This is a genomic window from Streptomyces thermocarboxydus (assembly GCF_024760485.1).
Classification (GTDB): domain Bacteria; phylum Actinomycetota; class Actinomycetes; order Streptomycetales; family Streptomycetaceae; genus Streptomyces; species Streptomyces cellulosae.
The window spans coordinates 6,147,276-6,168,705 of record NZ_CP058273.1 but is presented as its reverse complement, the minus strand read 5'-3'; the positions used below and the strand labels follow the sequence as shown (position 1 = coordinate 6,168,705).

11 protein-coding genes are annotated in these 21,430 nt (G+C 69.3%); 2 read left to right on the top strand and 9 right to left on the bottom strand.

Going from position 1 to position 21,430, the window contains the following annotated elements; all coding sequences use genetic code 11:
• The first annotated feature begins 96 nt into the window (after positions 1-96).
• The gene (locus AY578_RS28165; RefSeq protein ID WP_161107283.1) at positions 97-1,506 is read left to right on the top strand and encodes an MFS transporter; all 1,410 of its coding nucleotides are present in this window, start codon (positions 97-99) and stop codon (positions 1,504-1,506) included.
• A gap of 108 nt (positions 1,507-1,614) precedes the next feature.
• On the opposite strand, the gene AY578_RS28160 is transcribed toward AY578_RS28165, so the two are convergent.
• The 9 genes from AY578_RS28160 to AY578_RS28120 all read right to left on the bottom strand — a co-directional run bounded on the left by AY578_RS28160 (position 1,615) and on the right by AY578_RS28120 (position 18,938).
• The gene (locus AY578_RS28160; protein ID WP_258906006.1) at positions 1,615-3,375 is read right to left on the bottom strand and encodes an Hsp70 family protein; all 1,761 of its coding nucleotides are present in this window, start codon (positions 3,373-3,375) and stop codon (positions 1,615-1,617) included.
• Positions 3,372-4,178: a hypothetical protein gene (locus AY578_RS28155; RefSeq protein ID WP_258906004.1), complete on the bottom strand. Its 807-nt coding sequence runs from the start codon at positions 4,176-4,178 to the stop codon at positions 3,372-3,374. Before AY578_RS28155 ends, AY578_RS28160 begins: the two co-directional genes overlap by 4 nt.
• An 86-nt stretch (positions 4,179-4,264) precedes the next feature.
• Entirely contained in the window at positions 4,265-6,007 is a 1,743-nt protein-coding gene (locus AY578_RS28150; protein ID WP_258906003.1) for a hypothetical protein, read from the bottom strand.
• Entirely contained in the window at positions 6,007-11,472 is a 5,466-nt protein-coding gene (locus AY578_RS28145; protein WP_258906002.1) for a DEAD/DEAH box helicase, read from the bottom strand. Before AY578_RS28145 ends, AY578_RS28150 begins: the two co-directional genes overlap by 1 nt.
• Positions 11,469-12,464, bottom strand: coding sequence for a hypothetical protein (locus AY578_RS28140; RefSeq protein ID WP_258906000.1), 996 nt, complete (start codon positions 12,462-12,464; stop codon positions 11,469-11,471). The genes AY578_RS28145 and AY578_RS28140 overlap by 4 nt, the downstream gene beginning before the upstream one ends.
• Positions 12,461-14,521 (bottom strand): hypothetical protein, encoded by a 2,061-nt coding sequence (locus AY578_RS28135; protein WP_258905999.1) that lies wholly within the window; start codon positions 14,519-14,521, stop codon positions 12,461-12,463. The genes AY578_RS28140 and AY578_RS28135 overlap by 4 nt, the downstream gene beginning before the upstream one ends.
• 460 nt (positions 14,522-14,981) lie before the next feature.
• Complete coding sequence (locus tag AY578_RS28130; protein WP_258905998.1) at positions 14,982-16,616, bottom strand: RNase H family protein; 1,635 nt, start codon at positions 16,614-16,616, stop codon at positions 14,982-14,984.
• Positions 16,617-16,794: 178 nt separating this feature from the next.
• The gene (locus AY578_RS28125; RefSeq protein ID WP_258905997.1) at positions 16,795-17,478 is read right to left on the bottom strand and encodes a DUF4352 domain-containing protein; all 684 of its coding nucleotides are present in this window, start codon (positions 17,476-17,478) and stop codon (positions 16,795-16,797) included.
• A 227-nt stretch (positions 17,479-17,705) separates the two neighbouring features.
• Positions 17,706-18,938, bottom strand: coding sequence for a DNA sulfur modification protein DndB (locus tag AY578_RS28120; RefSeq protein ID WP_258905996.1), 1,233 nt, complete (start codon positions 18,936-18,938; stop codon positions 17,706-17,708).
• Positions 18,939-19,242: 304 nt separating this feature from the next.
• Between AY578_RS28120 and AY578_RS28115 the strand changes: the two genes are divergently transcribed.
• The gene (locus AY578_RS28115) at positions 19,243-21,378 is read left to right on the top strand and encodes an N-6 DNA methylase (RefSeq protein ID WP_258905995.1); all 2,136 of its coding nucleotides are present in this window, start codon (positions 19,243-19,245) and stop codon (positions 21,376-21,378) included.
• Positions 21,379-21,430 lie beyond the last annotated feature (52 nt).

Genomic DNA, 21,430 nt, shown 5'->3' with positions numbered 1-21,430 from the left:
TCACAGCGAAGTCGTCTCACATCCTGGAACGCTATTCCTGAGAAGTGAGACCTTCTGAGAATGTGGAGTGATCGTTCCCCGTGGAAAGACCGTGAAATGCCCGCACCAAGCACCAGTCCGGCCCCGACCCCCGTCAACTCGCGGTCGCGCGTCCTCATCGCCAGCCTCATCGGCACGACGATCGAGTTCTACGACTTCTACATCTACGCGACCGCCGCCGTACTGGTCTTCCCCACGCTCTTCTTTCCGAGCAGCGACCCCACCACGGCGCTGCTCTCGTCCTTCGCGGTGTTCGGCGCCGCGATGGTCGCCCGGCCGATCGGCGCGGTGGTCTTCGGCCACCTCGGCGACCGCCTCGGCCGCAAGGGAACGCTCGTGGCGTCCCTGCTCACCATGGGCATCGCCACGTTCCTCATCGGCGTGCTGCCGACCTACGCGCAGGCCGGCTGGGTGGCGACCGCGCTGCTGGTGCTGATGCGGCTGGCGCAGGGCTTCGCGCTCGGCGGCGAGTGGAGCGGCGCGGCCCTGGTCGCGACCGAGAACGCACCGAAGGGCAAACGCGCTCTGTACGGCACCTTCCCGCAGCTCGGCGCCCCCCTGGGCTTCATCATCGGCAACGGCCTGTTCCTGGCGATCGGCGCGCTGCTGCCGTCCGCGGCCGGCGCCGACCCGTCGCAGCCGTCGGACGCCTTCCTGAACTGGGGCTGGCGCATCCCGTTCCTGTTCTCGGCGGTGATGGTCGCGATCGGCCTGTGGGTGCGGATGCGCCTGGTCGAGGCGCCGGTGTTCGCGAAGACGCGGGAGGCGGGCCTGGTGCGGAAGCTGCCGCTGGCCACGGTCTTCCGTAACCACTGGAAGCAGCTGATCCTCGGCACGTTCTTCATGCTGGCGACGTACGTGCTCTTCTACCTGATGACCACGTTCTCGCTGAGCTACGGCCGCACGGCCGAGGACGCGGCCGTTCCGGGTCTGGGCTACGAGTACACGACGTTCGTGCTGATGATGATCTTCGGTGTGCTGTTCTTCGCGGCGTTCACCCTGATCTCCGGCCCGCTCGCGGACCGCTACGGCCGGCGCGCCACGCTGATCGCGGTCACGGCCGGGATCCTGGTCTTCGGCCTGGTCTGGGTGCCGCTGATCGGCCTGGGCACGGTGGGTGTGGTGCTGTGGCTGGTGTTCGGCTTCACCCTGATGGGCATGACGTTCGGCCCGATGGGCGCGCTGCTGCCGGAACTGTTCCCGACGAGCGTGCGCTACACGGGCTCCGGCATCTCCTACAACGTCAGCTCGATCCTCGGCGCGGCCGTGGCCCCGTTCATCGCGGTGGCCCTGTGGGAGGCCGGCGACGGCTCCCCGTGGCTGGTCGGTGTCTACCTGTCCTCGATGGCCCTGCTGACGCTGGTGGCGCTGCTGATCGGGCGGGAGACGAAGGATGTGGGGCTGGAGGAGGGCGAGGCCGTCGAGACGACGGCCCATGAGGAGGCCGCGGTCACCGCGGCTCCCTGAGGTTCCTTGAGCCATTGAGGCCCTCCGCGTCCGACGCCCGGACACGGAGGGCCTCTTGCGCGCCGCCGCCACTTGCGGATCAGCAGGGCGCGCGTGCTGCGATCGGGATCAAAGCCCCCTGGTCACGACTCCCTGCGGCTCACCGTTGACCGTGACCGCGGGGTCGGTCTCCACCACACGGACGGACATGTCGATCGGTGCGGGGCGGGCGTTGGCCACTTCTGCGGCCGAGAGGTGCTGGACGTTGGAGGAAGCGTCGGCGAAGGGACGGACGGTGTGCGCCAGCAGGCGGGTCAGCTCGTCGTCCAAGCCGTGCTGCAAGGGGGTGCCGTCAGGGCCGAATGAGTCGATCTCACGCTCGGCGAGCACCACCCCGGTCTCCGCATGTGTCGCGGTGAAGCGCAGGATGCCGCTCTCGTTGTAGCGGAACTTGATCTCGATCCTGTTCCGGCGGATGTCCTGCTCGCGGGTCGGAAGCTTCACCTCGATGTTGGCCAGAGGGAACGCGCGGTCGCTGTTCGCCGGGTAACCGACTTCGCCCTCGATCACCGGTACGCGCACGAAGGAAGCGCCTGGCGTGTCCGGGTAGAAGTTGGCCGATCCTTCCGCGGGGAGGGTGGCGTTGCGTCGGATGATGGCGCGGAAGCCCTTCTGTTGGCCCGCGCTCACAGCAGTTCCAAGGTCGTAGCTGGTCACCAGGGAGAAGTCGCTGTCGTCGCCGAGTTCACCGTCGAGGGATGCGGCGTAGATGGCCGCGCCTCGGGCGACGGCCGTCATGGGCCGGCACAGACCGCTGTCGACGATGCGGTCATGTCCGAGCAGCTCACCCAGCGCGTCACGCACCTGGGGAATCTGTGACGTGCCGCCGATCATCAGGACCGAGTCGATGTCGTCCGGGACGATACCCAGATCTTCCAGCGCCTGCTGGACCGGCTCCAGAGCTCGAGTGATGAGCGGAGTGATCACCTCGGTGTACTCGGCGGCGGTGATTCTGACCTCGCGCTTCGTAACCGAAGGGGCCAGGCCTACCGGCAGATCGAAGAAGAGCGCGCCGTCCCTAGGGACCGACGACAGGGCGATCTTTGTCAGCTCGACCGACCGACGCCACCGACGCCTTTCCGCCTTGGTGAGTTGCTCGGGAGACAATCCGATCTTTTGCTGGATCAGCTGAGCCAGGGCATTGTCGAACTCCAGCCCTCCGAGGGAGGTGATGCCTCGGGAAGTCTGCTCCTCAAAGAGGCCCTCGTCGTATTCCAGCACCGTGACGTCGATGGTGCCGCCGCCCCAGTCGAAGACGAGGAAACGGCCGGGGATCGGGACATCGTGCGCGTACGAGATGGCGGCCGCGGTGGGCTCGTTGAGCAGGGCACGCACCCTGACCCCGCCGAGCGCTGCCGCAGCGCGGGTGCGGTAGCGGGCGCCGCCCGTTGCCTTGGCGGGGACGGTCACGACCGCGTCGGAGAGGTCGAGCAGCTGGGCGGAGACGCCCTCCTTCATCCGGCTGAAGAGGGAGGCGGCCGCGACCGTGCTGTGGAACCTTTCCGAGCCGACCCAGGCATGGTGCTCCTCGAGCTGAGCAGCGACCGCGAGGCCATCGGCGTCGGCGTCCTTCTCAGCGCCTGAGCGGGTACCGAGCATGCGCTTCACGGCGTCGAGCGGTTCGCTAGTACCGGTCTTCGCCTCCCAGCCGAAGCAGAGGGTGCGCTGGAGGTCGCGGACGGAGAGCACTGAGGGGAAGAGCTGCTCGAACTCCGACATCCGCCACTGGGCGGGCACGTTGTCGCCGTCGACCGGCAGCACTTCGGTGGTATGCCCGTTCCAGTGGGCCACCACGGAGTTGCTAGTGCCGAAGTCAATGCCGAAGGTCATCGCGCTCCCCCTCGCTTCTTCGGGCTGTCGCCCTTGCCTTCACCGTGGGGACGCTCCTCGCCGGTTGGCTGCTCGCTGTACTTGTTCCGTCTTCTCTCGGCGTCCTGGCCGCGGTGAGGCTTCCTATTCCGCTGCACAGGAGCCTTCTTCTCCGGCTGCTTCTTATCCGTCTGAGCATGCGTTGCCCTACGCCTCTGCCCGGGCGTCATGTCACCGCGCGATACCTTGGCGACAGCCCGCAACCAACCGCGTTCCACGAGCTTCCCGGACTCTTTGTCGACGTAGGCAGGCGCGACGAGTTCAAAAGTGACCGGACCCCGCTTCATGACTCCGGGTTGCTCCTCCACGACGTTGAACAGCGACTGGTCACCGGTGTCGCCAACGATCCGCAAGCCCGCCTTTGCCGTCTCGTCCTCCAGGCGAGTCAGCACCACCTTCAGCGTCTTGGCATCGAGCGCCTGCCGATGCAGAAGGGCCAATTGAGCCAAGTGCATCTGACGCGTGCGGATGCTCTCCAATACGCCTTTGCGCACTGCCTCGGTGAACTGGGGAAGCACTCGACGCATCAGCTCGGCCCGAAGGACGGCGACAAGATCGTCCTCGGTCTTCTTGTCCGCCAGCACTGCGCCCAGTCTCTCCGTCGCTTCCTCCAACTCCTTTTTCACCAATGGAAGGAGCGCGTCATTGACCGATTTCAAGAGGGTGGCGGCGTCCAGGGCTCCGGGGGTGAACTCGGGCAGTCGGCTCTTGGTGTACCTCCAAGGGGCAGCCTCGGCCGCCCTGAGCTCCCCACGCTTTCGCACACTGCCGCGGTTCGGCCCACGTCCCCCGCTCTGCGGGGATCGGTCACGGGAGCCAGAACCACTATTGCCTTTGCCGACTGCTTTGCTCACGATGTGCTGCTCTCTGGATCTTCAAGGGCTGCGGTGTCTTCGGCAGCCGGGGATAGGCGTGCTGTCGCCCTGGTGATTATTTCTCGGGCCGCCTCGGCGCGGGACCACGCGCGGTCGCTGTCCGTAGGCGGCTCGGTGAGCCTCTGCAGGGGCTCGGGCGGGAGTTCCAGTCGATGGCTCGTGCCGACAGGATCACTCCAACGCTGTGGAGCGAGCGGAATTGCGAACCGGAGCACGTCCTGCTGTTCCCGCTCAGCCTTCTCGACCATGTCCTTGGCGCGGTTGATCCGGACACGGCCGCCGTCGTCGAGCTCCTTCCTCAAGGCCCGCCATGCCTTTTTCCAGTCGCCGTCCCCGTCGGCCACGCCGAGCACCAAGTAGGGGTTGAGCGGCTGGTCACGTTCTCCGTGCGGCCGGCCGTCCAAGAAGCTCCGGTTCTTGCGTAGCGTGGCCATGGCGCCTCCCCCGAGCTGTTCCTGCATCGGGGGGCGGCCTTCGGCGTCTTGCTCCAACAGCCCAAGCGACTCGGCCGGTTCCTGGCCTGCGCGCAGGTAGGCGTGGACGTTCTGGGCCTCCCAGCGCACCGGCTGTGAGTGGTGCCGTAGCCTCGCGGTCACCGCCAGAGCGGTTCTCTTCCGCTGCTCCGCCGTCTCGACGTCCCCGTGGAGGAGGGCGCGGTGCATCTGCCGCACGGCGCGGAGCAGGGCCCGTACGCCGATCCAGCCGTTGAACTTCCTGTTGCTCGCACTGCGTACGCCGGGAACGAGTCGCTCCAGGAGAACCCACAGGCGCTCGTCGGCGACGAGGTCGTCCGGGACCTCTCCGGTCCGTCGAACCACGCGCAGGGCATCCAGAAGCTTCCGTGTCGGCGGCAGGAGTTCGGGCCACTCCTCAGCGACGGCCTTGGCGTCGCCGGCCTGCAACCTCACCAGCAGGCGCCAGTCCTGCGGCCAGTCACGGCCCGGTTCGGTTCCCGGTCCGGCCTCCCGGCGTTCCCGTTCCAGGGGCCAGGCCAACAGGTCGATCTCCTCGTCGGTGAGGGACGCCGGGTCCAGGCGGGCGCGGAAGTAGGCGGCGCGGGATGTGCCGTCGCGATCGGGGACCGCGCCGATCCACTCCTCGTCGATGTAGTCGTCGAGGAGCGGCCGGGGCAGTTTCGCCAGGAGTGCCCTCTGCCGAGGGGCCGGCAGGTTGGTTTCCATCAGGCGACGTTCGTCCTGGTAGATCTGCCACATGCTGCCCGGCTCCCCCAGGAGCGGAAGCGGCTTGTCCTCCAGCAGCGCGCGGGCCCGGTCTTCGAGCCGGTCGTTGAAGACGTCCAGCCCGTGGTCCTGTGCCATGACGAGCAGGGAGACTCCCGTGACCGGGTCGTCCTGCCGGGACGCCGCGTCGGCCGCGGCCTGCGCCAGCTCCCGCGCTGAGAGTGTTCCGGTTGTCGTCCTCAACGCGTCAGGCAGCATAATCTCGGCGAAGGAGCGGGCTCGCTCCCAGGCTCCCCGGTCGGCGAATCCTTCGGGCACCGGCTGGGACACGATCGGTTCGGGCTCCGGCTGCTTCTGTTGCGGAACGACCGGAGCGGGGTTGCTGACAGCTCCCGTATCCAGCGTATTTCCCTGGCCGGTCTGAGCACGGGCGCGGGCCTGACGGAGTGCCAGGCGGCGGGCAATCTCGTGCTGCCGCAGTTCCTCCAGGCGGGCCTGCTCGTCCTGACCCGCTCTCGGCGGGTTCCCTGCCGTCATCAGAGTTCCTCCGCGAAGGTGTGCACCTGCTCGATCACCGCGGCAGGGGTCCGGTCCAGGCTGTAGGAGTCGGCGAAGGCGACCCTGCCGGCGAGTCCCCCGGTACGGACCTCGTGCCACAGGGCTTGCAGCCGTTCGTTGCCGCACTCCTCCATGACGGATTCCAGCGGGTGCTTCACAGCGACTGCCACGGGTTCGCCGGTGAAGTCCGAGGTGAAGAGCGCCACGGGCCCGGCGGCCGTCTCCTTGAGCATGACGTTGGGCTCCTCATCCGCCCAGCCCTTCAGCAGGACCCCGTGCTCCTCCGGGTCGATCCGCAGTTTCCGGCCGCGCAGGGCGTCCGTCAGGTCACGGGCGAGCCGCCAGTCGTACAGCGGGTGGAGGCGCATGTTGGAGTAGTCACGCAGACACGCGTAGCAGGAGCTGCGGCAGTTGAGCGCGTGGTGCCCGGCCTCCAGGTCCTGCACGTAGTGGTCGACCGCCTTGAGGAACTCTTCGATGTGTCCCTCCGAACCGAGGTGCGTACTGAATCCTGCACCGTTGTCCAGGCTGTCCGCGAGGTACGCCATGACGGGGGCGGCCACCGGAGCGTCCGAGCCGTGGATGCCGCTCAGGAGCTCCTCCGGCTGCACGTCCAGATGTGGGGCGGCGGCGCGTCGAAGCAAGGCCGCCAGCGAGTACCAGGCGGCGCGGCGGCCGTGGTACGCCTCGGGAAAGCCGTCGATCTGCCGGGATTTCGAGATGTCGAAGCGCAGTCCCCGGCTCGCGTCGAGGGCTGCCTTGGCACCGACGAAGAGCATGTCGGTGTGCTGAGTGGCGCCGAGGGCGATCTCCAGGTCGGCTTCCGCCTTGGGGTTGTCGAGGGCGAGGTATCCCCTCCAAGAGCCGGTGTTCTTCGCGAACCGGAAGAGCTTCCCGGCGTTCGTGTTGACGACGTAGCGGTCACCGCTGCCGGTGTGGACGACCAGCCAGTCGTCTGCGGCGCGGTGGATGCGTGGGGCGGTCTTCTCCAGGTCGGTGGCGGTCCGTGCGCTGGTGGCGTTCGACCCCATCTCCCGGTATCCGTCGTAGTCCCGCGCTTCACGTGCTGCTCTGAAGCCCGCCGGCTCTCGGAAGGGGACGGCCTTGTAGTACTTGCTCTCCGCGTCGCAGGCGGGGCACACGCCGGCGCTCCCGGTCTCCGGATCGACCACTGCCCGCGGGTCCACGTGGGAGCAGATCCGACACATGGCGACCAGCTGCTCCGGGCCGAAAGGATCTTCCGCGGCTTTCACTCCGCGGCCGCTGGGGACGAGGGAGACGATTCCGTTGGATCGGAGCAGGCGGCCGTCCTGCGGGGTCTCGCTGCCCGGGGCGAACTTGCTGAGGGCGACGGCCAGGTCGCGGTTCACGGAGTCGGCGGGCGGCCAGGGGAAGGTTTTCTGCGGAATGCTTCGGTAGAGCTGGCGGGAGCGGGTCGGGAAGCCGAACATGGGCAGGAGGCCTGCCTCCGCCAGGCGCTGGCTCAGCTCGGGATGCCCGACCGTCCGGGCGGCCACCTCGTCGACCTGGTCGAGAAGCTCGTCGACCGCGGCCACCGGGTCGATGGCGGTGATGTTCTGCGAGGTCATGGCCTGAAGGGCGCTGCCGGCTGCTCTGATGCGATCGGGCTGCTCGGAGATCCAGCGGCGAACGGCCTCGCGGTGCACCGGCCAGTCTGCCGCGAGGCCGAACTGACCATGGACATTGCTCGTCATGTCGGGGCCCTTCCGCCGGTTCCCCGACTGCAAGGGTTCGAAGGCCTGGCGAAGGACCTCTGCGAGGAGCACGCGCCGGAAGACGGAGGCCATGCCGAGGACCAGGTAGGGCGGTGGAGTCGGGTCGTTGGTGATGGCTTCCGGGCGGGCGAAGTAGTGCTCGTCGTGGCTGCGGCCACGACAGACCGTGAGAGCCAGCGCGACCGGACTGTTGCGCCTACCCGCGCGACCCACCCGCTGCTGGTAGTTGAAGCGGGTGGGCGGCATGTTGGCCATGATCACGGTGTTGAGGGGGCCGATGTCGACTCCGACCTCCATGGTCGTGGTCACGGAGAGGAGTTCCAGGCTGTCCGCCTGAGGGACGTCGTCGTCACCGAGGAAGACGTCCTGGAACAGGCTCTGCCGGCGCTGGGCCTCCAAGCGGTCCGTCTGACCGGTGAGTTCCGCGGTGCGCAGGGCGAAGTCGCCTGTGCGGTGAGCGGCCTTCCACGCGTAGTAGTCGTCCTCCAGGACTCCGTTGTACTGCTGCGGCTCAGCGGGCAGCGGGGTGAGGCACTTGGTGCACAGTCCCGCGCCGGGGTGAAGGTGCGGCCGGTGGCAGGAGCGGCACGTCCACGTCTTGCTCCCGCCGGGGCGCAGCGCCACCTTCTCCGGTTTGATGACGTAGTCGACCACGGCGTCCTTCCACACGCCTAGCACCCGGTCCTCGATGTCCTGCACATCGGCGCCCTGGCGTCTCGCGATCTCCGTCCAGAAGCGCTTCAGCGGCGCGGGGGGCTTCTGCAGTGAGCTACGGATACGGGTGAAGCGGCGCATCAGCCCGAGGATGCGCAGACTGGCGCGCGCCACGGCCTGGTCGCTGTCCGTGCCGGTCTCGAGAGGTGAGCGGTCGTCGCGCAGACAGAGCCAGCCGAGTCCGAGCGACTCGAAGTCGCGGCCTCCGCCGGAGAAGAGACTTGCCATGGTTTCGAGGCGGAGACGGGCGCGGATCTGTTGGAGCAGTTCCCTCTGAGCCTCGGTCTCCGCCTGTGCTTCCCGGTCCTGCGTCCAGTTGTAGAGCGCGGTCCAGGGCTGTCCGGCCGAAGTCTGCTGGAGTGAGGCCGCAGGACCGGCGGGGTTGCTTCCGTACTCCAGCAGCATGCCCTCGAGATCCGAGGCGAGATCGTCCAGCGAGGGCAGTTCGGAAAACTTCCGTTCCAGGTCGGGCAGTTTCTCCGGTTCTGCGTCGAGGTCGTCGGCGAGGATCGCCTTCAGTCGGCCCCAGTCCGCCGGATCACGGTCCCGCAGCCGTGCCATGGCCGCACGGGCGTCCGCACGGTCGACGGCCTTCCCCGCGTAGTGGTCCTTCACCAGCTGAAGATCTCCGAACGGGTCCCCCTGGTTCTCGACGGCCTGGGCGCTGAGCAGACGGAGGAGGTCCTGGTAGTGACGCAGCGCGAGACCGCTGGCGAGTTCGGAAGCGTCGTCACGGCTGTCCGAGAACGCGATGGCCTTGCGCTGACCGTCGGGAAGGTGACCGAGGGCTTCCGTCACCAGCACCTGGTTGATCTTGTAGAAGCCGGTGCGCATGCGACGGACCGGGGCGTTGCGCAGCCGGTCGGGCGATTCGAGCGGGATGAAACGACCGTCCCTGTCGTATCTGATCTCCCAGTCGTCCCCGCAGGCGGGGCAGCGGGTGGGAAAGGCCTGAAGCCGGGCCGGGTCATAGGCCGGCTTCTTGCCGTCCTTGTCCAAGGGCACCGCGATGTGGAAGGACCACCCGGTGTGCTGGACGTCCCGGTTCTGCAAACGGCCGGTGGCCGGCTGATAGGCGCTACGGCGGAATTCGAACCGGACCGACGGCCCGCCGTCGGACAAGCCCGCGTTCCAGCCGGACTCGTCCAGACCGAGGCCCTTGGTGCGCGGCCAGTACACGACGTAGTTGGCCGCGGTCGGTGCGCCGCTCGCCTCGTCGGGGAGCAGGTCCAGGTCCGGGAAGTCGGTGTGGAGGGCGCCGGTGAACTTGCGCCGTTTGGTGTCCTTGGGGCTGGCGTAGCCGCCGAGCATGAGGTCGCCGCAGGCCTGACAGGAAAGAAGTTCCAGCACGCGCGCTCCGCATGTGCAGCGGGAGGTCGGTTCGGCGTAGAGGCGGCCGACCCTGCGTTCGGCGCCGTGCTCCACGGGGACGTGGGGACACTCCGGGTCGGAGCAGGCCCAGACTCCCTCGATGTTACGGAAGAAGAAGTGGGCGCGGAGCTGGGGAAGCTCCGGGTCTTGGGCGGAGCCGAGGACGCGCAGAACGCCGTGGAGCGCGTCCCGGCTCTCTTTTTCGGGGACGTCAGGGAAGAGGCGCTTCGCCAGTTCCGGGGCAGGCAGGGCACGGGGCTTGCCGCCGGGCGTGAGCGCGCGGTGCAGCGCCGGTCCGATGCCGGTCTCACGGGCCAGAGCCACAGCTTCGGGCTGAGCGACCGAAACCCTCGCGGCCTGGGCGAGGCGCTCGGTGTGAGCTGAAAGGTCGCCTCCGCCGTGTACGTCCTTCGCCTTCCCGGGGATGATCACGCGCCGGGCGCTGGGCAAGGCGAAGAAGCCGTCAAGGAACTCGTCGTCGCGGCCGGCTTCGAGGGAGGCGGAAGCAGCGAGCACACGCAGCTTGTCGGGGTTCTTGTCGAGACCGAGACGGTGGCGGAGGTTGCGCAGCAAGTAGGCCACCTCGGTGCCGGCCGTGCCGCGGTACATGTGAAGTTCGTCGAGGATGAGGGTGAAGCGCGCGCCGGGGGTCTCCTCCAGCCACTTCCTCGTGGCGTCGAAGATGTGCTCCTCCTGTTTGCGGAGCAGCATGATGTTCAGCATCGAGTAGTTGGTGACCATGATGTCGGGCGGTGCGGCTTGCATGTCCCAGCGGGCGTGCATCTCCGCTCCGCCGAGGCGCGGTATGAAAGGCCGCAGCTCCTCATCCAACTTTTCGTCCGCCTTGCGCTGCCGTTCCTGGATCTCTCGCAGGTACTGCCGGAGACGGGAGGTGGCCGGCTGGGACTCACGGCTGCCGGACACGGGGGTTGCTCCGGTGTAGCGGCCGAAGTAGAAGCGGTGTCCGTTGCGTTTCCTGTCCAGCCAGTCGTGCGCTTCGCGGCTGTCCAGTGACTTCCGGAGCCGTACGAGCTGGTCGTCGGCGAGGGCGTTAGTGGGGTAGAGGATCAACACGCGCACAGCTGCGGGGTGTCCGTCTTCACCCTGGCGGCTGGGTACGTGGTCGCCGTCCTGCCGCCACCATTCCCGCTGCACCGCGCGGGTGCCCCGCCACTGGGCGGATTCGGCGACCAGGTCCGCGAGGACCGGCAGAAGAAAGGACTCCGTCTTGCCGGAGCCGGTCCCCGCGGTGACCACGAAGTCCTTGCCCTGGCAGGCGGCGACCAGCGCGTCGTGCTGGTGCTGGTAGAGGCTGGTTACACCGTCGGGGAGGGTGAAGCGGGCGAACTCGGCCGCGTCGGGGTGCGCTCCTGCTTCGGCGAAGGACTCCGCAACGCTGACGCCCCGGGAGGCGTACTGCGGGCGCAACTCGATCAACGGATCGCGCCAGGCCCCCTTGTCCCGGTCCAGGAGACTGCGCCGTTCTTCCATGACGGAACGGTCGTCAACGCTGAACGGGGTGTCGTAGTAGCGGAAGAGTGCGTTGCGCAAGTCGTCGAACGTGCCCATGACGTCCTGGCTGTCGGTGTGCGTCACCGGCGCCGTTCCCTGTTCCGTGCTCACTCGGTCCTCCCCCCGACGGCCGTCACCGGTCGCGCCATGGTCTCCAGGTTCTGCTGCAGCGAGGTCGCGAGCGCTTCCGCGACCGCCCTCGGCACGTTGTCGTAGGCACGGGTCTGGGCGTGCTTGCCCACGACCGGCGGGAAGCCGCTGCAGAGAACGGCTGCGCGCTCGTGCAGGGCCGGCAGGGGCGCGTACCGGTCGACGAACAGCCGGCCGATGCCGGCTCGTCCCGCGCCTCCCTCCGGTCGCCAGCGCATCACTCCGGTGCGATGGCGGGCGAGTTCGAGGTAGACACCCGTTTCGCGGTCCACCGTGTAGAACACACCGTCGCGGCGGACGCGGGTGAGGCGTGCGTAGTCGGCTCCGCGCCACCGGTACAGACCGTCCTCGTCGTCCTTCGCCACGGGGACGAAGCGCTGGAGGCGCAACTCGTACTTCTCCAGCGTGGTGGCCCCGCCACCGCCGGGCGGCGCGGACTCGGGGCCCGGTACCGCTTGGGGTAGCACCTGCACGAACTGCAGGGCCGCGCAGGGAACGTAACGGGCTCCCAGGAATTCCGCCGTTTCCGGCAGGGTCCGTGGGTCCTCGTACTGGAGCAGCAGAGTGTCGGGCAGCGGCGCCTCACCGGGTTCGGTACGGTGCGGAACGGTGATCAGCTCCATCCACTCGGTGGCCGCTTCCTGCACGCGTGCGCTGATCCGTGCGGTGCGGGCGCCCGTCAGGAGGGCCAGGCCGTCCGCGTGGGGCAGCCGGGTCAGGACTGGCGGGGCGGCAGACCAGCGGTCGGCGCGCAGGTCCACGTCGATGAAACCCAGGGCGGTGGCCTTGCGCATCCAGTCCCAGTCGGCGTACGGATTCAGCTCCATGCCCCATGCCAGGGCCTGGCTGCGGATGCCGTCACGCAGTGCGGACGCCTTGCCGCTGCGGCTCTCGCTCAGCCAGCGCAGGAGAGTGCCGCCGAAGGCCGAGGCACCGCTTGTCGTCGCCGTCATCGGTCCAGCTCCTTCGCTGCCTGAACGTATGCGGCCCATGTGGGCTCGGCGGAGGCCTGCTGAGCGCTGAGGACGGCACGGGCCCAGGCCTGCGGGTTGCCGGTGCTCCTGGGTTTCGGTGTCCCGGGGTTCACCGGGCGGCCCTTCCAGCGTCCGTTCCGGCGTTCCAGAAGCCAGCCGCCTATGCCGTGAAAGTCTGCCTCGAAGCGGAGCGGCGCGGGGGTGTCGGGCAGGCGCCCGGTCCACCAGTCCGGCTGCTCCGGCGCCCGCAGCGTCCACAGCCGTCCGTCGTCCGCCGCGAAGAGCACCTCGTCCGCGTCCCGACGACACAGTTCCATGGCAGCCGCCGTCTCCGGAAAGGCTCCACCGGTGCAGTCGGCGCCGGTGATGGCGGTCGGCAGCGTGCGCTCGTCGAGGAGGGAGGGAGCTGCCGAGGCCACTCCGTCCGCGACGGCGAAGCCGCAGACCCTGTCGGCCTTCGGCTCGACGACGGCCTGGTCGGCGGTGGCGAACTCGACCGTCGCACCGGCGTAGCTCACCGTGTGACGGCCCGGCTCCAGCCGGAGCACGGCCAGAGGGACTGGGCGGCCCGCGGCGACAGTTGTCCTGAGCTCGGACCGCTCCTCGCCGTCCACCAGGAGAGGGTCAGTGCCCTGCGCGGTGTCCGGTAGGACGACGTGGGGCTCGCCTCCCCGCAGGTACAGGCGGGGGTCGAGCGAGGGCGCGAGCTTCAGTCCGCCGTCAAGTCGCAGCTTGAACTGGGCCGGAGGCTGCAGGAGGCTCACCATGCCCTGGATCTCCTGCAGCGCCTTGCGCAACGTCACCGTGTCGTCGAAGACGACGGGCTTGTGCAGCGACCAGCCCTGCGGCACCCAGGCCAGCTTGCCGGTGTCGGCGCTCCGTCCGCTGGTCGCGGCTCTGTCCAACAGGCGCTGCACGTCCCGGCGTGCGGCTGGGGCGGCGAGCACCACGTGGGCTTCTCCGGGTCGGAAACCGTCAGTGCCGGCCCACACGCCGAGCACGTCGTCCCGGGCGAGCACCAGGACGGAAGACGCGGGACGGCTGAGCACCAGGCCGTCCCCGTCGCGGCGGATGCCCTTGCTGAGCGTGTCCGCACTCGGGGCGGGCAGACCCGTCACCTCGTAGTAGGAAGTGTCGCCGAGCCGCTCGAGGACGACGCCGTCCGCCAGGGCGATGCTTTCCGGCTGTTCCGAGGAACGCAGGCGTGCCACCCAGCTGAGCCGCCCTGCGTCCAGGCGCACGACGAGTTCGGCCCGGGTGACGCCGGTGGGCACCAGCTCGTCCGAACCGTCCCAGGCGCCGGCGTAGTTGCCGATCAGTTTGGCGAGAACGGGACGGAACTCCTCCTCCTGGAGGGCGCTGCGGAAATTCTTGGAGAGATGCTGCTCCATTCCCCGGATCTCGATCTGGGCCAGCAGCGCGTCCCCCGGCAGGGGCCAGGTGGTGCCGTGTTCACGGAGGGACCGGAAGAGCTTCGGCAGGAAGGAGCGGTCCGCGCCACTGAGGAGCGCCTGCGATTGAGCGAATCCGATCATGCTCCGGTTGGACGGCAGGTCGGCGGGGGCGGGAAGCGTGCACAGGCCGTGCGCGCCCCTCTGGCTGTGCTGCCAGGACGCCAGCACCTGCCACATGCGAGATACGGGTTCGTAGTGCTGGCTGCCCAGCTGCTTCTCGTCGCCGGTCAGCAGCTCGGAGAAGCGGGCGTGGTAAGCGGTGGCAGCGTGGTTGCGGTCGTTCACCATGCGCGACGCGGCGATCACCGAGCAGGCCAGGAGCGGCAGGAAGGCGGGCACCCCTTGCTTGTCCTGCCGCCGCATGCGCCAGCGGTACTCCTCCAGGGCGCTGTACGGTTCGGCGGAGCCGAGACGCAGGAACCGGCCCACGCACCGGGCCAACGGTTCGTCCAGGCCGTAACCGTGCCTGAACTCTTGCTCCACGTCGTCGTCGACGTAGAACAGCGTCGGGTGGCCGGCATGCTGCCGTCCGAAGAATTCCTCGGCCAGCACGTCCTGCCACGCCTGATAAGACTGGTCCACTCTGTCCCCAAGAAGCGATGTTCCGACGCCCTCACCGTCGACGGCACGGAACGGTTTTCCTCACTGCTCGACCCGTCACTCGCCGGGTCTTTGCCGAACCCCCCTACGCCCTGCTCCCTACGGGGTCAGGTAAGCGATCCGGCGACAGGCCCCACCCCATCGCGACTCCACCCCACGTCACGGGCGCATCCATTGATGCGCCTGAGGCGGCAGAATATCCCTACAAGTAGGGATAGGGGCAGGCACCCACCTCGGCTTGGAGAGGGGCTTCCACCAGTGCCGTCGTCTCGCGCCGAAATGGAGACCTGCTGGTGGGCCGATTGGTTGTATGGAAGCCTGACGTCGGCCACATATGAAGTTTCGAGAGTTCGACCCGCGTTCCATTCGACTGCTCTCTCCTTTCGAATTTGCCTAATTGGCAAACGAGTTGCGACGTTTGGCGTACGCAAGGAAAATTCGCTCACGCAGCTGCCGACGGGAGGTCGGCCCCCCGGCCGAGCGAGCGGAGGAGCCGCATCTCCTCCCTGCGAGCCGCGCCGGCGGGAACACGACCGGTCACGCGGCGGTAAGCGAAGCGCGCCAAAGTGTCCGCTGCCTCGTTGAGCTCCTGCCCGACGTGCCCCTTCAGCCAGCGCACCTGCATACGGTGGCGATGGCGCACCAGGCGGTCCATCAGCTCGCGGCTCTCGGGGAAGACGAGGATGCGGCGAGCAGCCTCGGTGTCGCCCGAAGCCAGGACGCCGTCCACCGCCTTGACCGCCTCGACGCTGTCACACAGGACGACGACGGGCTGGCCTGGATGACGTTCGAGGAGACTGAGAGCGGCGGTGCAGATGCCGATGACTTCGGCCTCTCCACTGCTCGAGGCCAGAGAGTCTCCGTGACCGGTCGCCCCGTCCTCCGCGGCCCAGCCGTAGCCGCACAGTGCGGAGTCGTCGCCGGCCGCGGCGTCCGCGACGGCCACAACGGCGGATTCGGGGAGGTCTGCGAGCAAGGCGTAGCGGTCCCCGTACGTGACGTCGAACTCCTCCTCCGGGCATTCCGCGTCGCCGCCTTCGTCCGCGCCGGTAGGCAGGGAGTCGGCGAGCTCGGCGACAAGAGCGCGGTGGCAGTGCGGGCAGCCGTCGGCCTGCTTCGGGCAGTCCGCCCGGTGACGTGTGATCAGGTCCTTCACCCGATGCCACGCCTCAGGATGAACGTCGGCGAAACGCGTCAGGGCCTCGGCAAGGCACTCGCCGATCAGCCTTCCTTCGGATCCCCTCGCCAGCACAGCCTGCATGCGCTCGTGAAGGTCCGTCGCCCGAAGCTGAGCTTCGCGGCAGCGGGCGGCGAGAACCGCGGCGTCCTGGTAGGCGTCTTCCAGCGTCTCCAGTCGAGTGCGGCGTGCGGCGGGAGCGCAGGCGACCGCTTCCCGCTCGGTCTGACCGATCGCGTAGCGGCCCCACGCCAGGGCGGTGCGGGTGTGACGGGCCCACCTCTCGACCACGGCGTCGTGCTGAAGGTACGGATTCTCTTCCTCGCGCGCATCGAGCAGGAGCGCACGGACGAAGTCCTCGTCGCCGCAGTCACACAGCTCCCGCACCGGCGCCGGAAGCTGACCGGCTCCTGTCTCCCGCTCCCAGGCCCAGCGGGCCAGGTCCGCCTCCGGTGCCTGAGGCGTGCCGTCCGGCAGCCCCCTCCCTCGGAGTTCCTGGCGCAGGATCTCGTCGAAGGCGGGCTTGAAGGCCGCCCGCGCCACCCGGAGCTCCATGGGGTCCACCGGACGGGAGCGGCGGCTGACCTGACGGGCCCGTTCGTTCTTGTACCGGGCCTCGGCCTGGGACCGGGCGCGTCGCACTCTGCGTGCGTACGCGCGCAGGCGTCGCAGCCTCTCGGGAGGCTGCAACGACAGCTCCGCCTGCCGGACGGACGCGCGGGCGAGCACGTCGGCATGAGCAAGAACGACCGTGACGGGACCGACGAGGGCCGCGTCCTCGAGGGCGGCGGCGGTCTCGGGGGCACTAACTCCGTTCATGTGGGCGAGAACGGCATCCTGCAGGGCGGTGAAGTCGTCGGCAAGGCGACGGATCAGCTCGGTGTGCGGTGTGAACGTCACGGTGATCCTCCCAAGACAGGTCGCGGCCGGTGCGAGCGGAGGCCGCACGGGGTGTGCGTTCGGGTGGGTGTGTGAGCGAGCCCGGCGGTCCGGCCATCGGGATGGCCGCCGCCGGGGTGCCGTCGCCGAACGGATACGGCGACGGCACGGCGCGGGACAGGACGGCACATGGCCCTGGCTACTGCACCTGGCCGGTGAAGATGGCCGTGCGGTACCAGCCGGAGGCGGAGGTATCGGACGGGGTGACCTCGATCTGCGCGTCCTTGGCCGACTTGGGGAAGACGCAGGCAACCTTCCAGGTCTGGGACTTGCCCTGCAGCAGATGCGTGCTCGGCGTGCCGTCGAAACCCGCGTCCGTGTCGAAGACTTCCTCGGCGCCGTCCGTGCAGGACAGGCTCAGCATGCTGAGGTCGAGCGTGGACTTGGAGTCGTTCTGCACGGTGACGGAGAAGGCCAGGTAGTCCTCGCCCGACGGAAACGCGAACTCGCCCGACGTACCCCGGGCGAACCCGCTCAGGTGCGCCTTGACTCCGTTCCTCCACGTGGCGGTCTTGTCGAGGGCGACGGTCATGGTGTCGCTGTCGGAGTCGTCCACGGGGGTGTCCGCCTCGTCATCGGCGCTCGGCGCGTCCTGCGAGGCGCTGACCGTGGCGGCCGGCGCCGCGTTGTCGGCCTTGTTGTCGCTGCTCGCGGAACAGGCGGTAAGGGAGCAGCCGACGACAGCCGCGGCCACGACCAGGACAGTCCGGCGCAGGCTGGTCGCAAAGGCCAGGATCGGCGCGCGGAACGTCACTGTGGTGTCGGTGAGCCGCGCCGCCTGTCGGGAGGAGGGCGTCCAGGAGGTGTGCGAGAGGTGGTTCATGAGGTGCTTCCTTGTGTGAGTGGAGATGCGGTCGGCGGTGGCGACGGGCTTCGCCGATGGGATGGGGAGCCGTTTTGGCATGGGCAGGGCGGAGGTCGGCCGGGCCGAAGCCGCCCCGGTCACTTGTTCGGGGTCTCGGTTACGCGAGGGGTGTCGCCGTACCCGGACGCGGGCCGCGGCGCGGGTTCGAGGGCTCGACGTCAACGGCCCATGACACACGGGCGTGTTCAGCCGCGCACGCCTCGGACCTTGCGGCCCAGTTCGCTGTGCGGGTCGAGGAGCGCGCCCGCGACTCGGCCGGCGGAGTCCTTCACACCGCCACTGAAGTTGAGACGCCCGGTGGCGCCGACGCTGGCGCAGACGCCGTCCCAGTAGACGGGCTCGCGCTCCCAGCGGACGTCGGCCAGCAGGCGCTCCACCGTGTCGTAGCTCATCGCGTCGTGAGGGGCGCACCACGGGGTCGCGCGGTGCAGCAGGACACCCAGGCCCGCCATCACGGCCGGGGCCGTGATCGCGCTGCGCCGGGCGAAGTCCGGGAATCGGTCCTCGATCAGCCGGGACACGAGACGGACGACCACCGTCGTCACCTCGTCGGCGTCGGTGTGGGAGGGCAGGTCACCCTCGTTGACGTTGGCCGCCGAGTACTGCACACCCTTGGCACCGAAGACGGTGGTGACGATCAGCGCCCGCAGCGCGGACAGCGTCACCACCTCCTTGTCGGTCTTGGTGAGCTGCCGCTTGCCCGCGTTGACCAGCTTGGCGAACGGCATCCGCTGCCCGTCGGACTCGACCTCGAGCTTCTCGCCGACCGTGTAGGCGAGGCGGGTGGCCAGGTCGCGCTGATCCATGGACATGGCCAGGTTCTTGGCGACGTCGACGCCCTTGACGTTGCGGTCGTAGAAGATCTGGCGGGCGTCGGCCGGGGAGATGCCGATGTAGAGCTCGAAGGGGATGCGCACCCGTCGGCCGAGCTCGGTGTAGGTGAGGCCGAAGGACTCCGGGTCCCGGTAGATGTCGTGCCAGGCCGTGGTCTGGGTCTCACCGTCGATGGCGATCACCATGGCGTCCGGGGCGACGGTCAGCGTCCGCAGACCGGATCCGGCGACCAGCTCGTCGCTCATCGCGGCGACCTCGCCGGCGTGCCAGAGCGTGATCGGCGGCGTGGACCAGGCGGAGCCGTGCTTGCCGAGGACGCCGGCGGCGATGTACTCGGCGTAGTCCGGGATGTTCTTGCCCTTCTGAGACTTCAGCGTCCGCTGCACGGTGGCGCGCAGTTCGGCGCGACGCCTGTCGTGCCCGGACGCGGTCTTCAGGGCGCGCGGGTCCTCCTCCTGACGCGGCGACGGCACGAGCCGCACCAGCGCCGCGAGGGACATGGTGCCGATGACCGCGTCCTCGCGGAACGTCATGACGGTGAGCGGGATTCCTTCCGGCGTACCGGTCGGCATGGTCAGACGCATGGGTCCCCCCTGGGTTGGTCGATGGGCCGTCGCCCCGCCTCGAACCCCTCGTGGCCCCGGCCACCCGCCGGACGGCGCGGGACGGGCAGATGAGGGCTGTGAGTGCTCCGAGTGCTCCGAGTGCTCGGAGCGCGTTGAGGCATGGCTGTGGCCATGGAACTGTCGCCCCACGCCGTAGAGTGCTGCCTACCGACGGAAGCAGAACCATGTAAGCACACGCATGAAAGCACTGTCCATCAGCTTGCATGGGTTGACGCCTGCTGTATGGTGTGACCACGCCGACCATCGGACCCAGGACCCACTCATGCCGCAGCCCTCCGCACCATCCGCCCAGGTGACAGCCGCCGAGATCTCCCGCATCGCGGGCGTCACGCGCGCCACCGTCAGCAACTGGCGCCGCCGGCACGACGACTTCCCCGCCCCTTCGGGCGGCACGGACAGCAGTCCGCTCTACGACTTGGAGGAGGTCCGCGCCTGGCTCGCCTCGCGCGGACAGCACACGGCGGCCACACCCAGCGGGGAGCTGCGCACGACCCTGCGTCTGCGTGAACAGGGGGGTGCGGGTGTGTCCGACCTGCTCGTGCTGGTTCTCGCGGCGGCCCGCCGTCCCGCCGACGACCTCGCCGGTCTGCTCGCACTGCCCGACGACGACCTGGTGAAGCAGGCGAACGACGCGGCGGCCGGGGTGGCGGACGTGGTTCCGGACACCGAGCCTGTCCGGTTCACCGCCACCGACACCACCGTCCTGCGCGCCCTGCTGCTCTGCGTCCGTGACGAGGGCGCGCAGACGACGCTGGGTGTCCTGGCGGAGCGGGAACTGGAGGACAGCGCCGCGAGCGGCGCGTACCGCACGCCGGCTCCGCTCGCCGACCTGCTGGCCCGCCTGGTCCCTGGCTCCCCGGCCCGTGTCCTCGACCCCGCCTGCGGCAGCGGCACCCTGCTGACGGCCGCAGCGGCGCGCGGCGCACGTGAGCTGTACGGGCAGGACAGCCTGCCTGTCCAGGCACGGCGTGCCGCGGTCGACCTGCTCCTGACGGCCGGGGAGAGCGCGGACGTCACCGTGCGGTCGGGCGACAGCCTGCGCGCCGATGCCTTCCCCGACCTCACCGTCGATGCCGTGCTGTGCAACCCGCCCTACGGCGACCGGGACTGGGGCCACGACGACCTGGCCTACGACTCCCGCTGGGCCTACGGTTTCCCGCCCCGCGCCGAGTCCGAACTGGCTTGGGTGCAGCACGCGTTGGCGCACCTCGAACCGGGCGGCCACGCCGTGCTGCTCCTCCCGCCGGCGACAGCGTCCCGTTCCTCCGGCCGCCGCATCCGCGCCGAACTGATCCGCAGCGGAGCACTGCGCGCCGTGGCGGCCCTGCCGCCGGGAGCGGCGATCCCGCTCCACATCGGCCTACAGGTGTGGATACTGCAACGCCCGGAGCCGACACGGCCGACGTACCAGACGGTCCTCTTCGTCGACACGGTCGACGAGCCGTCGGCGCCAGGACGCAGCGGTACCCGTTCGAGTTCGGTGGACTGGGCACGGGTGACGGAGCAGATCCTCTCCGCGTGGACGGCGTACGCCGAGGACCCGGACGGGTTCGAGGCGCAGGCCGGTGTGGCGCGGGCGGTGAGCGTGGTCGACCTGCTCGACGAGGTGGTCGACGTGACGCCCGCGCGTCAGGTCCGGGCCTCCCAGGCCGACATCGACCCGCAGGAACTGGCCCGCGAGGCCACGTCGGCCCGCGAGGGGTTGGCGGCGGCGGTGCGGACGGTGGCCGAGCTGGCCGGCACGGCGGCGTGGGACGCGGCGGGGGCTTCGGCCCGCGACTGGCGCACGGCCACGGTGTCGGACCTGGCCCGAGGCGGGGCGCTGAAGGTGCTGCGCGCGGTTCCGGTCTCACCGCGGGCAGCGGGCGCCGAGGCGGGGCACACGGAGGCGGGAGCCGACGGCGTGGACCGTCGCCCGGTCCTGACAGGCCGTGACATCGCCAGTGGATGCGAACCGACCGGGCAGGCATTGGACGTGCAGGCCGAGCAGATGCCGGAGATCGCCAAGGGCGACGTCCTGGTCCGCAACCTGGTCGGCGGCACGGGTCCTGTGGCCCGGGTCGCGGGCGAGGCGGAGGCAGGCGCCCTGCTGGGGGCGGGCGTCCACCTGTTCCGCCCGGACCCGGCACGGCTCGATCCCTGGTTCCTCCTCGGCTTCCTCAGCGCCGAGGCCAACCTGGCCGGTGCCTCGACCGGCAGTTCCACACTCCACCTCACGCCGGGCCGACTGCGCGTACCGTTGCTACCCCTGGAGGAGCAGCGCCGGTACGGCGAGGCCTTCCGGCACGTGGAGGCGTTGCGTGAACAGGCGCGGCGCACAGAGGACTTGGCCGAGGAGACGGCACGGCTCGTGAGCGGGGGGCTCACGGGCGGGCAACTGGTGCCGCGGCCGACCTAGGCTCCGGCACCATCCCCACACCAGATGCGGACGGACGAGGACACACCATCCC